This is a genomic window from Acutalibacter intestini (assembly GCF_034334985.1).
Taxonomy (GTDB): Bacteria; Bacillota; Clostridia; order Oscillospirales; family Acutalibacteraceae; genus Acutalibacter; species Acutalibacter intestini.
Genome location: NZ_JAWXXL010000001.1, coordinates 152774 through 166238, shown reverse-complemented (window position 1 = coordinate 166238; position 13465 = coordinate 152774). Strand labels below are relative to the sequence as shown.

At 54.6% G+C, this 13465-nt stretch carries 13 protein-coding genes; 3 read left to right on the top strand and 10 right to left on the bottom strand.

Annotated elements, in window-relative coordinates:
- Nucleotides 1-304 precede the first annotated feature (304 nt).
- Nucleotides 305-1018: a cell division ATP-binding protein FtsE gene (locus U8U68_RS00705; RefSeq protein ID WP_322198939.1), complete on the bottom strand. Its 714-nt coding sequence runs from the start codon at nt 1016-1018 to the stop codon at nt 305-307.
- 271 nt (nt 1019-1289) lie between these two features.
- On the opposite strand from U8U68_RS00705, the gene U8U68_RS00700 reads away from it, so the two are divergent.
- Nucleotides 1290-2237, top strand: coding sequence for a C39 family peptidase (locus U8U68_RS00700; protein WP_322198938.1), 948 nt, complete (start codon nt 1290-1292; stop codon nt 2235-2237).
- A gap of 390 nt (nt 2238-2627) precedes the next feature.
- Here the strand turns inward: U8U68_RS00700 and U8U68_RS00695 are convergent, their stop codons facing one another.
- From U8U68_RS00695 to fliD, 3 genes are read right to left on the bottom strand one after another with little or no spacing between them, the layout of a single operon-like run.
- Nucleotides 2628-3023 (bottom strand): hypothetical protein, encoded by a 396-nt coding sequence (locus U8U68_RS00695; protein WP_322198937.1) that lies wholly within the window; start codon nt 3021-3023, stop codon nt 2628-2630.
- An 18-nt stretch (nt 3024-3041) separates the two neighbouring features.
- Nucleotides 3042-3446, bottom strand: coding sequence for a flagellar export chaperone FliS (locus U8U68_RS00690; protein WP_322198936.1), 405 nt, complete (start codon nt 3444-3446; stop codon nt 3042-3044).
- Nucleotides 3447-3490: 44 nt separating this feature from the next.
- Nucleotides 3491-6205: a flagellar filament capping protein FliD gene (gene fliD, locus U8U68_RS00685; RefSeq protein WP_322198935.1), complete on the bottom strand. Its 2715-nt coding sequence runs from the start codon at nt 6203-6205 to the stop codon at nt 3491-3493.
- Between the two features lie 210 nt (nt 6206-6415).
- On the opposite strand from fliD, the gene U8U68_RS00680 reads away from it, so the two are divergent.
- Together U8U68_RS00680 and U8U68_RS00675 are read left to right on the top strand one after the other, a co-directional pair.
- Complete coding sequence (locus tag U8U68_RS00680; protein WP_322198934.1) at nt 6416-7171, top strand: ParA family protein; 756 nt, start codon at nt 6416-6418, stop codon at nt 7169-7171.
- Between the two features lie 269 nt (nt 7172-7440).
- Nucleotides 7441-8289, top strand: coding sequence for a late competence development ComFB family protein (locus tag U8U68_RS00675; RefSeq protein ID WP_322198933.1), 849 nt, complete (start codon nt 7441-7443; stop codon nt 8287-8289).
- 125 nt (nt 8290-8414) lie between these two features.
- On the opposite strand, the gene U8U68_RS00670 is transcribed toward U8U68_RS00675, so the two are convergent.
- The 6 genes from U8U68_RS00670 to flgN form a co-directional block, all read right to left on the bottom strand.
- Entirely contained in the window at nt 8415-8666 is a 252-nt protein-coding gene (locus U8U68_RS00670; protein ID WP_322198932.1) for a carbon storage regulator, read from the bottom strand.
- A gap of 3 nt (nt 8667-8669) precedes the next feature.
- Nucleotides 8670-9113, bottom strand: a complete 444-nt coding sequence (fliW, locus tag U8U68_RS00665; protein WP_322198931.1) for a flagellar assembly protein FliW — start codon at nt 9111-9113, stop codon at nt 8670-8672.
- Between the two features lie 18 nt (nt 9114-9131).
- Nucleotides 9132-9749, bottom strand: coding sequence for a DUF6470 family protein (locus U8U68_RS00660; protein WP_322198930.1), 618 nt, complete (start codon nt 9747-9749; stop codon nt 9132-9134).
- A gap of 38 nt (nt 9750-9787) precedes the next feature.
- Complete coding sequence (locus U8U68_RS00655; protein ID WP_322198929.1) at nt 9788-10891, bottom strand: flagellin family protein; 1104 nt, start codon at nt 10889-10891, stop codon at nt 9788-9790.
- Between the two features lie 30 nt (nt 10892-10921).
- Nucleotides 10922-12820: a flagellar hook-associated protein FlgK gene (locus tag U8U68_RS00650; protein WP_322198928.1), complete on the bottom strand. Its 1899-nt coding sequence runs from the start codon at nt 12818-12820 to the stop codon at nt 10922-10924.
- A 191-nt stretch (nt 12821-13011) separates the two neighbouring features.
- Nucleotides 13012-13464, bottom strand: a complete 453-nt coding sequence (gene flgN / locus U8U68_RS00645; RefSeq protein ID WP_322198927.1) for a flagellar export chaperone FlgN — start codon at nt 13462-13464, stop codon at nt 13012-13014.
- Nucleotide 13465: the final 1 nt, after the last annotated feature.

The following is a 13465-nucleotide window of genomic DNA, read 5'->3' as shown; positions in this document are numbered from 1 at the left end:
GTTTAGCGGGCCGCGGCGGGTGTTTCCTAGGCTGTACGCTGCTTTCCGCTGTTTCCCACACGATCCAGCCGTAGACCTGCCATCCTATTATAAGCCATCTTGGAGCGCTTGTCAACAAACAGCTGCCATAACGACTATAAAATTTCTTGAGGTCCGGCTTCATTTCTTAATTATATACCCCAAAAGCGGGCCTGTCAAACCATAATTTGCATTATCCGAAAATATTCCAGTTAACCGGCTGTGCCAAAGCCAGATTGTAAAGCTTAACAACTTTACGCCGGCTGGTTTGTAAAGAGCGGCCGCTTTACACAATGTCGCCAAACCGGCCCTTTGCCACATCTCCCACAATTTTTCCATCTACAATGGTTACCACCCTCTTTCGCATAATGTTTACAAACTGCTTGGCATGAGTGGCCATTAAAATGGTGGTGCCCCGGCGGTTCATCTCACCCAAAAGGTGCATGGTGTCCCAAATACTGTCGTCGTCCATTCGGTCCGTCATCTTGTCCAATATCAGGATGGGCGGGCTGTAAAGGATGGCCTTTGCCAGCTCAATGCGCCTGCATTCTGATACCGTGAACTCCGCCGGATACCGGTCCTCACAGTCCGGCATCCCCACCAGCCCCAGGGCCTTGGTGATCAGCGGACCGTCTGTCAACGCTCCGCCCACCTTTCCCAGGCGGCCGGGCGGGCAGAGATTTTCAAAAATCGTGGCCGTGCGGTTTAGGGCCGTCATCTGCGGCACCTTGCCAAAAATATATTTCAGCTTGCGCTCCTGGCGGCGGTTCAGCTTGGCCAGGTTTACCTGGTCCAGGTATACCGCACCCCCATCGGGTTGGAGCTCCCCCGCAATCAAATTGAGCAGAGTGCTGCTGCCGGCCCCCCGGCTGCCCACAAAAAATACAAACTCCCCCTGCTCTACCTGAAGGCTTACATGTGAGAGGGTCTCAAAGCGCTTGTTGCTTTTTTTTGAACCTTTATAAATTTTTGAAACATTGTCCAGTCGGATGGTTGGCATAACAGGATGGCTCCTTCCCAGAATGGATCTTCCGGTTATCAAAAAATCGATTTACGTTTCCATTGTAATAAAAACCAGAGCAATCTAAATATTCATGCTGATACGGGCCCGCGCCGCCGCCCCGGCGTTCTGGGGCGGGACCGGTCATAAACTGCGCCTTTAAAAGCGCCTTCCGCGCTGGGGTTTACAAACCCGGGCGAATTTGATATAATCTGACTAAAACCGGCACGGTTCGTCTCTCGTTCTGTGCCATGCCCCTGGAGGACAAACTTTGAAAAAAAGCTCTCCGCTTCCACAAAAACATACCAAGGTTCGTAAAAGCCGCGGCCTGCGCCAATGGCTGGCCTGGGCGCTCATTCTGGCCATTCTCTGTATTGGCGGAATGGAGCTGGCCTTTTGCCGCTATTTTTCCCCGGTCCTGTACCATAAGATCACCGACCCAGTGGTACAGCCGGTGATCCGCGCTGCCCAATATACCCAAACCCAGTTCCAGCTCTGGCAGGCCCGCCTTCACCGGGACGCTGTGGCAAAGGATGTGGGCCGGGCCGCCCAGGCGCTGCCCTCGCCCATGCCCTGGCCCCTGCCAGAGGTACCCCAGCTGGCGGAAGAAATCTTCGTTCGGAATACGCCCGAAGCCGCGGCGCCCGCCGTCACCCGATTTCGGGAGGAGAACGGGCGCACCCTGCTAACAGGCGGTACGCCCTGCGTCTATTTTAACCAAGGGGACGAGGCCTGGCGAAACCAGCTTTATGGCAGCGACCCCATTGGCCCCTATGGCTGCGGCCCCACCGCTATGGCCATGGTGGTGGCCAGCCTGACCGGCCAGGACACAGACCCCGCTAAAATGGCCGCCTGGGCGGCGGGACAGGGCTACTGGTGCCCGGGCAGCGGCTCGTATCCTGACATTGTAGAGGGAACAGCCAAAGCCTTTGGACTAAGATATAAAGACGCGAAACTGGCCACTATCAAGGAGCTGCGCCAGCACCTAAACCTTGGCGGCATGGCTGTGGCCCTGGTGGGACCCGGGCATTTTACCAACAGCGGCCATTTCATCGTGCTGCATGGCTCCACCCCTACCGGCCATGTGCTGGTAGCTGACCCAAACAGCCGGGAAAACAGCTTGGCCCAGTGGGAGCCGCAGCTCATTATAGACGAAGCCGCGGCCAGCAATGGAGACGGCGCGCGGCTGTGGTTTATCAACAAGCCCCTTCCTGTGTAAAGGTTCTCTGCTCTACACACCCTGTCCCAAGCTATATGGTTAACACCGTTCAAAAGCGGTAGAATACCTCTTTTGAACCAGGCAGCCCAGTTGCCCAGCTTGAAAATCGGCACATAGCGATTTTCAAGGGTGTTACTATAACTATATTATAGCACTGTCTCTCACACCATACAAGATAAATTTCGACCCAGCACACCGCCGTTCGGCTCTCCCGCCTTTGGCAGATTTTTAACACAGGGGCCACTGGTTTTCTCCACTCTCAACCCATCCATCAACCTTTTCGCGCAAAAATGCCGCCTGGACATCACTCCGGGCGGCATTTTGCCTGGGGCTCATTTTCAGGCCCTCTGTGTCGTTTCGCTTTTTCCGTACCAGGTCAACCGCTTGCCACTATCTATATTTGCTATAAATAGATCTTGCGCCGTCCATCCGCAGACTGATGCGCTTATCCAGCTCTACACATCGTTCAATCAGTCGTTTGTTTTGGGAGACCTGCTGGCAAAGCCTCTCTTCCGCTGGTTCCCGGTGCGCGCCCCCTTCCAGGATCTCCCGGGCGCGAATGGCGTCCTCCTCCGGCAGCTCCAATAAGCGGCGGCGCAGCCCCTGATCCACCTCTTGCAGCCGGTGGGCAGGCTCTTCCCGCATATCCAGCAGCATCTGCACAGACACTTCATCCCGCCGGTCCACAGCATTGGCCAGCTGCATGGTCAGATCTTCAAACTCAACCAACCGCACATACAGCTGCCTCTGTTTTAAAAACAGCTCATCCAAGGTGCGTCCGTCCATGTCTGTCCTCCTCTTTATTTAGGTGGAAGCCGCCGTCTGGCCCTGCTTTTCTTCCTCGGCGCAGGTCTTTACCGCGGTTCGGAAACTGTCCCGCAGGTCGCTCACCATGGGGCGTATTTCATCCAGCGCCTTTTTGTTGCGGCCAATTTTCACCCGGTTCATCTGGTACTCAAAGTAATCATAAAGCCGATGCAGGTCACGGCTGATGGCGTATTGGCTGTCCAGCGTATCATCTAGATAACGAATAATATCCGTGCTTTTATCCGCAGCCTCTTCCAAAATTTCGTACTCCTTCTGCTCCAAGGCCAGATTACAGCGCATCAGATTTTTAGTCAGCTCGTCATACAGCAGTAACAGCAGTTCGCTGGGGGTCATGGTGTTAATAGACTGCTCTTTGTATTGCTGGTATGCATTGTGTTCCATAGCAACCTCTTTTGCGGTTATTTGTTTTCATTGCCAACGGGGGCTTAGTAGCCGCCGGCAAGACCGGCCAGCATGGAGCTCTGAGAGTTCATCTGGCTGATCAGCTGCTCTAGACGGGTAAATTGATTGGTGTAGTAGTCAATCCGGTCGCTCATCTTGTCCTGCCAGCTCTCGATCTCTTTATTCAAGTTTTGCAGCTGGTCGTTGAGCTCATTATGGCTTAGAGAGTAAGAGGACAGCGGCGTACCGGCCTTGTTCACCAAAATACCCGGGCTGGCAATGGAGGTGTTTCCATACTGCTCCAAAACGTCTTTCAAGTTATACATCAAACCATTGCTGGAAGCTCCGTTGGCCACAGTCTGGGAAAAGGCGTCCTTCACCTTATCGGGGTCTGTGTCCAAAGCCTTGCGCAGGGCATCCTCGTCCAGGTCAATGGTGCTTAGGCCGTTGCCATAGGCCACTTCCAGACCAATGGATTTCAAAACGGCCATGTTTTCTCCGCCCTGTATAGCGCTGGTCAGCTTGGTGTACAGGCCCTGCAGGTCCATATCGCCAAAGAGCAGGCCGGTCTTGGCCTTTTCCTCGTGGTTCTTAATGGCCGTCTCGGTCATGCTGCTCTCGTCGTCCTCGGTCAAGGGCTCATAAGAGCTGCCATTGCTCCTTTTTAAAGGCATGGTGCTGTACGCGTTGTGCAGGTCGGTCACCATCTTATTGTAGTCCTCTACAAAGGCCTTGACGGCGTCCACAATCTTGTCGCTGTCCGCTGTGGTGGTAAAGCTTACGCCCTCGCCATCATCCTCAAAGGTGCCCTTCAAGGTCACTTCCATGCCGTCCAGGTTCACGGTGTTGGTGGAACGCTTCATGTCAAAGGTCTCGCCGTTCACCGTTACGTTAAAGGTGGCGTCCGTGCCCTTTGTGTAGGTGATGTCGCTTTCTGGGGGGGTCAGATCCCAATCATACCAAGGATCGCCCTCTTTGCCCTGATGCATTGTAACATCTATCGGGTTGCCGTTTTTGTCCGTAAACTCAATAGCTCCCGTATACTTATTGTAGTAGGCAACTTCGCCGCCCAAAGGACGGCCTCCGGTATTCAGTTTATTTACTATATCTTCGGTGCTCATCTCTGCCGTTACCTGGAAGCTAAGGGTATGGCCGGGGAATTTAAATGTCAATTGGTCCTTTTCCCCCGGTCTTAGGTACATGCCGTAGTCCTCGTTAAAGTTCCCGGTGTGCTTTTTATTCGGGTCGCCCCCAAACAGCTTCTTGCCCAGATCGCCCTCAATGTCAATCTCTTTGTCCGCGCCAGTCTCCTTGGCGGTTAGAGAGAAGCGGCCGGTCAGGCTGGAGTACTTGGCGTCAATGCCCGCTTCGGAAGCGTTGATCTTATCCAGCACATTCCGGATGGTATCGGTCTCTTTAAACTCCAGCTCTATGCCGTTGATCTTCAGCGTGGCCACTTTCAGGGGATTCCCGTCCTCGTCCAGAACCGGCTTTCCATCCTCGTCCACTTTTTCTTTGAAATAGGTGTCCAAATTATCCTTGCCCAGCACCCGGCCCAGGGTCCAGCTGGTCTGCAAGGTGTTGCTAAAGCCGCCCTCACCCAGGCCAAGGGCCTCGTTGGTCAGGTTGCCGCCCACCACAGAGATGGTGGAATGCTCATCTTTGGTGGTAAAGTTCAGCGCCGCGGAAGTGGGGTCCACGCTGGCCGTCACCTTGCCCTTGCCAAAGGCTTTGTCCAGCTCTTCTTGCAGCTTGCTGGCCATGTACTTGCTCCTATCCTGATGGGTCATCAAAGATTTAAATTCCTCATCCCCCAGGAAATCCATGGAAATATTCTTGCTCTTTCCGTCCACAGTAACGCTTAGCATCTTGTCTTTTAAGTATTCGCTGCGGTCCACTTTTTCAGAAAGGCTGCCCTCGCGAATAATGGTCTTAGAGGGAATAATGCCGCCGGTGGCCTTGTCATCCTTTGCAAAAAGGCTCTCCATACCACCGCTGACGCCGGTAATGGAAAAATAGTTATTCTTCTTGTCTACCAGCATAATACGGCCCGCTTCGTCCACCTCTGCCTTAATATAGTTATCGGCGGAGTTGGCCCCGCTGGAGGAAGAAATGGTCTGCTCCTTCAGCTTCTGGTTAATGGCGTCGGCCAGGTCCTCGGCGTTTTCATAGATCTCATCGTCGCCAAAACTTAGGGTAAAGCTGCTGCCCCGGCTGCTGATATTGCCATAGTTGCTGTTGGTTCCGCCGCCGTACTGGATGGTGATGGAACCAGTGATAGCGCTGGTCTCAATCTTCTCGTTCCAATCAATGCTCTCGGTGGCTCCGCCGTTTTCCAGCAGATGGTCTGTGCTTACCGCGTAACGGGTAGCGCTGGCCAGCTGAGAAACGCTGTTTATCACAACATCGCTGCTGGCTTTGCCAGAGGCCACCACCTTGTCCGCGTTAGCGCCCTTTGCAATGGTATTGATAGCTTTGGAAAAGAAGGAGGGACTGAACAGGTTTGTATTGGAAGTATACGAGGTATATTTACTTAGCACAGAATTCATCTGGGTAATCAGGTTCCGATAAGCGTCCTGCTTCCACTGGGTCTTGGTGGCCCGCTGCTGCAAAGCCGTAATCTTCTTCTGGTACCCGATGATGCTGTTCTGAATCATCGCCTCGGTATCCATACCGCTGGCCAGACCGCTAATTACGTTGCGATTGCCGTAAATACTGCTGGAACTGCTGCTTTTTGATAAACTTGATATAGAAGCCATTGCATTCACTCCTTTTTTGTGATACCATATTCCTATAGGGATTTGATTTGCGGGTTTTGGGTCTAAAAATGTCTTTTGCAAAGGCCCAATTTGCCACGACTAATGAAAGAAAATCCCAAAAACACTTAACTCTTTCCTTTTTTATATCGACATCACAAATAGAAAGATAAGAGCTTTCTGTAAAATTTTGCTTCCGGGAGGACTCTTGTTATGGAGAAGATCATCACAGTAACCAACCAAAAGGGCGGCGTGGGAAAAACCACCACCTCCCTTGCTCTCATTAGCGCCCTGCGTATGCGGGGCCACCGGGTGCTGGGCGTGGACCTGGACCCCCAGGGCAGCCTGGGCTTTTCTGCAGGACTGGACATTGAAAACACCGAGACCGTCTACGACGTATTCAAAGGAACCACCCAAATTTCAGACGCCATTGTCCCCACGGACCTGGGGGACATTCTGCCCTCTAACATCCTGCTTTCTGCCGCTGAACTGGAATTCAATATCCCCGGCCGGGAATATCTTCTAAAAAACCAGCTGGACCATGTGGAAAAGAAGTATGATTATATTATCATCGATACCCCCCCGGCCCTGAATGTGCTTACCATCAACGCCTACGTGGCCTCGGGCGCTCTCCTTATTCCTATGGCCCCTGAAATTCTTAGCCTGCTGGGCATTTCCCAAATTCGTGAGACCATCAACACCGTGCGCAAATACTACAACCCGGACCTGCGGGTTTTGGGCATTTTGTTGAACAAATTCAATTCCCGCCTGACCCTGAACCGGGAGGTCCTGGAGCTCTCCAGCGAAATTGCCCGTAAGCTGGACACAAAAGTGTTGAACGCGAAAATCCGCACCAGCGTGGTGGTGGCCGAGGCTCCCGCCCATGGAGAAAGCGTACTCTCTTACGCGCCCAGCTCCAACCCTTCCCAAGACTTCCAGGCCCTTCTGGACGAACTGTTAACCACCTGACCCCGCCCAAACCCCACACCCCACGGCGGCAGATATTATTTGCGAAAGCCGGCCCCCTTCTTGATAGCCCTCCCCGCCGGCCCGCTACCAACGCCAAACTTTTCTGAAGCCTACAAGGCCTCCATGCCGCTGCTTGGCGCGAAGGTCCTTCAAAACCAGGCGGCTGGCCGGGGCAAAAGCTTTTTCGGACCGCAAAGGAATTTGTTACAAAAAGTCTCTTAACCTATCGGAGGCCATAAGTTATACCAGAAAGGACAGTGTAAAACATCATGGCAAACAAGGCAAACAAATCTAAAGGAAATTCCAAGTCCAACAAAACAGCCCATGTGCTGAATCTGCTTACCGACTCCACCGGCCCCTCTGAAACCGGCGCGGCCGCCCGGCAGAGCCAGCCGCCGGCTCCTGTACCCGCTCCGGCAGCTCCCGCGGTGGACAACGAAGCGGTATCAGAGAATATCCGCAGCGCTCTGGAAGAGGAGCTTTTGGCCCAGCTGGAGGCTGAAGAAGCCGCCGCCCCCGCTCCTCAGCCGGAACCAGTGCCCGAGCCCGAACCCCAGGTGGAAATGGAACCCATTCCTGAACCGGATCCAGAATTCATTCCCGCCGTGTTTGAACAGATGGAAGCCCCTGTCCCCGCCTCCATCCCCGAACCGGACCCAGAGTCCATTCCCGAGCCCCAGCCCATGCCGGAGCCCGAACCAGAAGCCATTCCCGAACCCCAGCCCATGCCGGAGCCCGAACCAGAAGCCATTCCCGAACCCCAGCCCGAACCTGAACCGGAGGAGGAAGCGAATCCCATGGAACGCGTAACCTATTTAAACATAATGCAAGCCCTGGTAGAGAATAAAGTTGACAACTATATGCGCCTGCACGGCATGTGTGCCTGTCCCCGCTGCCGTACCGACGTTGTGGCCCTCACCCTCACCAGCCTTCCCGCCAAGTACATCGTCATTCCCGAAAACGAGGGCGTACCTATGCTCACCCTGTACGAAAACCGCTATAGTACGGCTGTATCCGCGCAGCTGATGTCTGCTTGCCAGAAGGTCGCCGCCCATCCCAGACACACCCCCAACGCCGACGGCAGCCTGCGCCTGGGCGCACCCCGGCGTGACGACTGAGACCCGCCTCTATCACGTTCCCCAAAAAAGAAAGCGCTGAACCAAAAAAGGTTCCGCGCTTTTATTTTTATATTGTTTGATGAAAAAGGTTCTCGCACAGAAAATACATTCTAGATCTTTTGGCGTCAGGCCTCGTCAGGTCTCCCCGGGGCGAGAAGCGGCGAAAAAGCAGCCAGCAGCTCCTGGGGAAGGCTCTGCTCGTCAGCGGCCTCGCGGTTGGCGTCCATGGCGCTTACCAGCTCGCTGCGCAGCACCTGCACATCCTTTGGGGCGTCAATGGCAATTTGTACTTCTTTGTCTTTGGTCGCCATCACGGTCACTTTTATGTCGTTGCCAATCAGGAAGGATTCCCCTGCCCTGCGGCGAAGGATTAGCATAGCCTATCCCTCCTTCTGCTCAAACTCGGCCAGTAAATGCTTCATGCCATAGCCATCCCCATCCAGGATGACCTGCATCCCCTCCCGGGTATCCTCATTCAGCACCACCGGGCATTTCAGGTTTACCGTGCTGCTAGAAACCGGGTTCTTCACCACGCATAGCACATAATAGCACAGCTCCCGGCTGTCCTTTACGCCCATACATTCCAGCTCTTCCGGTTGAAGCAGTGGCTGGTAGGCCCCGTGTAAAGAAAAGGGATTCATGGCTACAAAGGCCAAATGAGGGGTGGCCACGCTTTGCAGGCAGAGTAGAGAACCTTCGCTGCCAGAAAAGGGCAGCAGCAAAAACTCTTTTTCCTCCTCAAAGGCAAACAAGCCCTTGGAAAAATGGAACACGTCGGCCTGGGCATATTCAATTTCACCAAAATATTTTGTGGTCAGCTTCAACAAAAGCGCCTCCTGGCCTTAGGCCTTTACGTCCACTGGCGTGTAGTTGGGGTCTGCCGAAGGCGGTACATACATGGCGCCGCCCACGTACTTGATGATGACCTCGGGCCGCTGGGTCATGGTAAACTCAATGTCCCCGGGCACAAACTGGAAGCCTACGCCCCCAATTTTCCAGTCGAAATTCATCTTATCCATCTCATAGCGAATCTGCATCTGCCCCGGCTCCCAGTTCAGGTCAATGCCGGTTTCGGGCAAAAAGCCCAGGCCAAACTCGGTCAGATCCCGGCTCATATGGGCGTCCTGGGTCTCCCGGGCAAACTGGGTCACCAGCTCCTCGCCCAGCTGGGCGTCCATCACCAACTGGCCCCGGCGGGCATACGTAGCCGTGGCCTCGTAGGCCGCCTGATGCCCCTGGCTGGCGGCCTGCTCAATACTCTGCATGGTGGTGGGACGTATAGAGCTGCGGGCCTCGAAAGTATCAATGTTTAGCTTGATGGGCCGGCTCTTAATGTTCAGCCCACCCTTTTCCCGAGAAATCTCCACCTCTGCCGTGCCCTGGGAATAAAGCAACTGGGCATTGGTGGTTTTCATTTCTATTTCAATTGGCACAGTGGTAATTTCAATTAGCGGTCCCAATGATAATCCCCCTCTTTTGGAAAAATAGCGTTAGAGACTTAGCTCATATAATCAATCAGCGATTGGGACAAAAGCCCGGTACCAATGCGCAGGGCCGCGTTATAAGAATACTGCGCCCACATCAAAGATGTAATGGCCTCCGCGGGGTCGATGTCCTCAATACTGACCACCTGCTCATTGTAGGAATCATCCAAAGATTCCAGCCGGGTCTGGTTGGTTTTCACAAACTGGCTCTCTACATTGTGCTCCATCCACTTGGCATGCAGCTCTTCCAGACCGTCCGTCATCTTCCCCCACATACGCTCCGCGTCGATGCCATCCTGCTCGGTAGCCCAGTGGCCATCCTCCGGGTCACAGCGGGAGAGGATGTTGCCGATCTCGTTCATAAGAGAGAGAATATTCTCGGGGTCGCCGTCCTCGTCTACACCGCCGCCCAGGAAATGAACGCCGTTTAGGGCGGTGTTAAAGCCGCTGGAGCTGATAAAGTCCCCATTATTGTCCTCTTTCATGCCCATGCCCAGGTCCACATAGGTGGTTTCCTTTAGGGTGTCCATCAGCTTCTTATACTCCGGGTTCTCTATCATTGTGGGCGGATCAGTAGGCGGATTCACATTTGGATCCTCAATCTCCGGCGGCACATCCACCTTCATGCCCCTATAAAGCAGCGACCGGGTGCCGTCCGCGTTCTCCTGCCAGCTAAAGGGCACCGTGTCGCCGTCCGCGCCGGAGAACACAAAGCGGTTGCCATACTGGGCGTTCATGGTGTGCAGCACCGCGTCCGCCGCCCCCTGAATGGTGGAGCCCAGAGCCTGGCGCCCGCTGGCGTCCGGGTCGTTAAAGGCCACAATGGTAGAGTAGTTGGCCAGCTTGTGGCCTAGGTCGTCATAGGTTTTGTTTAGGCAGTCCCAAGCCTGCTGAAATTTGTGGGTCACGTGGGTGCTGTTGGCCAGCTGGTTCTCCACGTTCCAACGGTCGTGGCGCAGCTGAAAGGCCAGACTGGCCTTGGCCGGATTTTCCGCATAGGAGTTAAAGTTCCGCTCCGTGGTCACCTTTTCCGTGGCGCTGGCCAGGTGCCGGTAGGAGCGCTGTAGGCCAGACTTATAGCTCTTCATCAAACCGCCGGTTGTAACGCGTCTTACCATATCGTATCACTTCTTTCTATAAATTATATGCTATCTTCCGGCTACGCCGGTGCCATTGATCAATTTTTCCAAAATTTCGTCCAGAGTGGTGAGCAAACGGCAGGCCGCGGAATAAGACTTCTGGTACTGCATCATGTTCACCGCTTCGTCGTTCAGATCTACGCCCGCCACAGAATCCCGGCTGATTTCCAAGTCTTCGGCCGCCACAATGAAGTTGTCCAGCACCTCAATGGTAGATTTACTGTCATTGCCCAAAACGCCGTTGATATACCCCAGCATCCCGTTGAATGTTCCGGTAAAATAGTCTCCCGTGGCGGCGTTGGGGTCCGTATCCTGGGCGTTATAGGTCAGGTCTTTGCTCATGAGGGCAATGAGGTGGACAATGTTGTCGTTGGCCGAGGAATTTGTGTTGTTGGGGTCTTTGCTCTGCTGGATGTGGATTTTGCCATGGGCCCAGTCTGTGGCAATAGAGATGTTGCCCGCTGTAATCATGCTCTTGGGCGGGTTTCCATTTTGCAGCCAATCATTGGTATCACCGCGAATACTAAAGAGGGGCCCGCCGCCGGCCTCTATATTGGCCTTGTTAAACTCTGTGGCAAACTTATTGGCCAGGGCGTCCAGGGCCTTCTGGTAGAAGGGGATGCCACGCTTGGTAGCGGCCTTTGGGTCGCCGTCCAGGGCGGGGTCCCGCTGGTCGGCGGTGGAAAACTCTCCCTGGCGGGTCAGCATCTCCCGAATGGCCTGAATCGAGCCGCCGGAAAGGTCCATTTCGGCCAGCTTCTCCACCTTCGAGCCATTGCTCCACTCCGGAATGGTCTCGCCCCGGCGGTCGGTGAGCGCGGAAATTTGCAGCCGCAGGGCCGGGTCATCGATCATGACAGGCTTACCGTCAGCGCCTATCACATCCTTCATCACCGGCTTCCCGTCGGCGTCCACCTTTCCAACCTTAATGGTCTCCATAATTGGCGTTGTGCCGTCAGCTTCAAACAACGGTTTTCCATCAGCGCCAATCTTTTGAATTTCTATTTCTTCTGTCTCTTGCTCTTGCTTTACAACCTGCTGCACCGAGAGCTTTCCGCTGTAGTTGCCGTCCACCAGCACCTTGTCACTCATGCCCGCGATGGTAATGGTCAGCTTTTCCACATACATGCCCGCGCCAATGGGCTCGTCGGAATACTTCACGTCAATGGGCAGGTACTGGCTTAGCTCGTCAATCAGCAGGTTCCGCTCGTCCCGCAGCTCCAGGGCCTGGTTGCCCCGCTCGCCAATCAGGCCCTCCTGGCGCTGGGCCAGGGTAATAGCTCCGTTGGCAATCTCCGCTTTCTTAATGGACTCGTTCAGCTCACGGATGCTGGTAAGGATATTATTCACCCGGGAAATGTCCTGGGTGAAAGTTTTCATGGTGTTGGCCTCCAGGGTCTCCAGCTGGCCGGCATAGGTGTTGAACCACCCGGCCAGGGCCTTGCAGGACTCACGAACCATGGCGTCATAGTCGTCCTGGCCGGCGTGCTCGGTGTTCATGTTTTGCAGCTGTTCCAGAATGTCGTTGAGCTGCGCCTCAATCACGCCGTTGTCCTCGTTGCCCTTGCCCACTTCGTCGAAAATGCGGTTTAAGTCCTCCAAAACCGAGAGCTTGGCGTCATTAAAGCCCACGTTTCCCAGCTCGTTGCGGTAGCGGATGTCCAGGTAGGGGTCCCGCAGCTGGGTGACCCCAGTGGTCAGGGTGCCGCTGCCCACCCGCACATCAAACTGCGAAGCGTATTTGTCCGCGCCGCCAATGTACAGCGCCTTCTGCTTCAGCGCCTGGCGGGTATAACCCACGGTATTGATATTGGAAATATTGTTGCCTGTGACCTCCAGGGCTTTTTGCGAGGCCATAATGCCCAGCCGCGCCATGGTAAAGCCGCTGAAGGTAGAAATTGTACTCATAAGATAAGAGCCCTCCCGTCTATTTGAAAGTGTGTGTTCTCGGTGATCCCTTTTAGCAAAAGAGATCGTCCGGTATTTTCTGCAAAAACATCAAAAAAGGACTAGATTCCTTTTGGGCCTCCGGCGGCTTAGGGCTTTGCCCTAAGAATCCGCCAGGGACCTAACGCCCCTGGACCGCGCAATGTGTCCCTCTACGCTCGTATATCCGTTTTCATCCGGGGCGGCGGTTCGTCCGGGTTCCGGGGGGGCAGGGGCTGGTTCTCCGGGAACATTTTTTCAATGTCGTGGAGAATGCACTCCATGGCTGTTCGCGCCGCGTGAGACGCGCTGATGTAACGGTCAAAGCTGCCCTGCACAGACTCCGCGGTTTTCGCGGCCCGGTCCCTCAGCTCGGGGGGATACCCCTGGGCTAGCTGAGACAAGGTTGCCCCGCTCATACCCATTTCCGCCAGCATTCGGTCCCGCTTTTGGTCCATGCTCCGCAGGGACATGCTAAAAGCCTGCTCCTGCTTCATGCACTGGTCCAGCTTTTCCAGGTCTCCCTGGCGGGCGGCGGCGGCCTTGGTCTTGGCCGTCTCGTTCAGCTGGTCCAGCACACGGCCCAGCTCTTCCAGATAATCTAAATACTCTTCATATGGAGGCAAG

What these genes read in the sequence shown, in the direction of transcription:
- U8U68_RS00705 (WP_322198939.1), bottom strand. Translation starts at nt 1,018, where the DNA reads ATGCCAACCATCCGACTGGACAATGTTTCAAAAATTTATAAAGGTTCA.
- U8U68_RS00695 (WP_322198937.1), bottom strand. Translation starts at nt 3,023, where the DNA reads ATGGACGGACGCACCTTGGATGAGCTGTTTTTAAAACAGAGGCAGCTG.
- U8U68_RS00690 (WP_322198936.1), bottom strand. Translation starts at nt 3,446, where the DNA reads ATGGAACACAATGCATACCAGCAATACAAAGAGCAGTCTATTAACACC.
- fliD (WP_322198935.1), bottom strand. Translation starts at nt 6,205, where the DNA reads ATGGCTTCTATATCAAGTTTATCAAAAAGCAGCAGTTCCAGCAGTATT.
- U8U68_RS00680 (WP_322198934.1), top strand. Translation starts at nt 6,416, where the DNA reads ATGGAGAAGATCATCACAGTAACCAACCAAAAGGGCGGCGTGGGAAAA.
- U8U68_RS00675 (WP_322198933.1), top strand. Translation starts at nt 7,441, where the DNA reads ATGGCAAACAAGGCAAACAAATCTAAAGGAAATTCCAAGTCCAACAAA.
- U8U68_RS00670 (WP_322198932.1), bottom strand. Translation starts at nt 8,666, where the DNA reads ATGCTAATCCTTCGCCGCAGGGCAGGGGAATCCTTCCTGATTGGCAAC.
- U8U68_RS00655 (WP_322198929.1), bottom strand. Translation starts at nt 10,891, where the DNA reads ATGGTAAGACGCGTTACAACCGGCGGTTTGATGAAGAGCTATAAGTCT.
- U8U68_RS00650 (WP_322198928.1), bottom strand. Translation starts at nt 12,820, where the DNA reads ATGAGTACAATTTCTACCTTCAGCGGCTTTACCATGGCGCGGCTGGGC.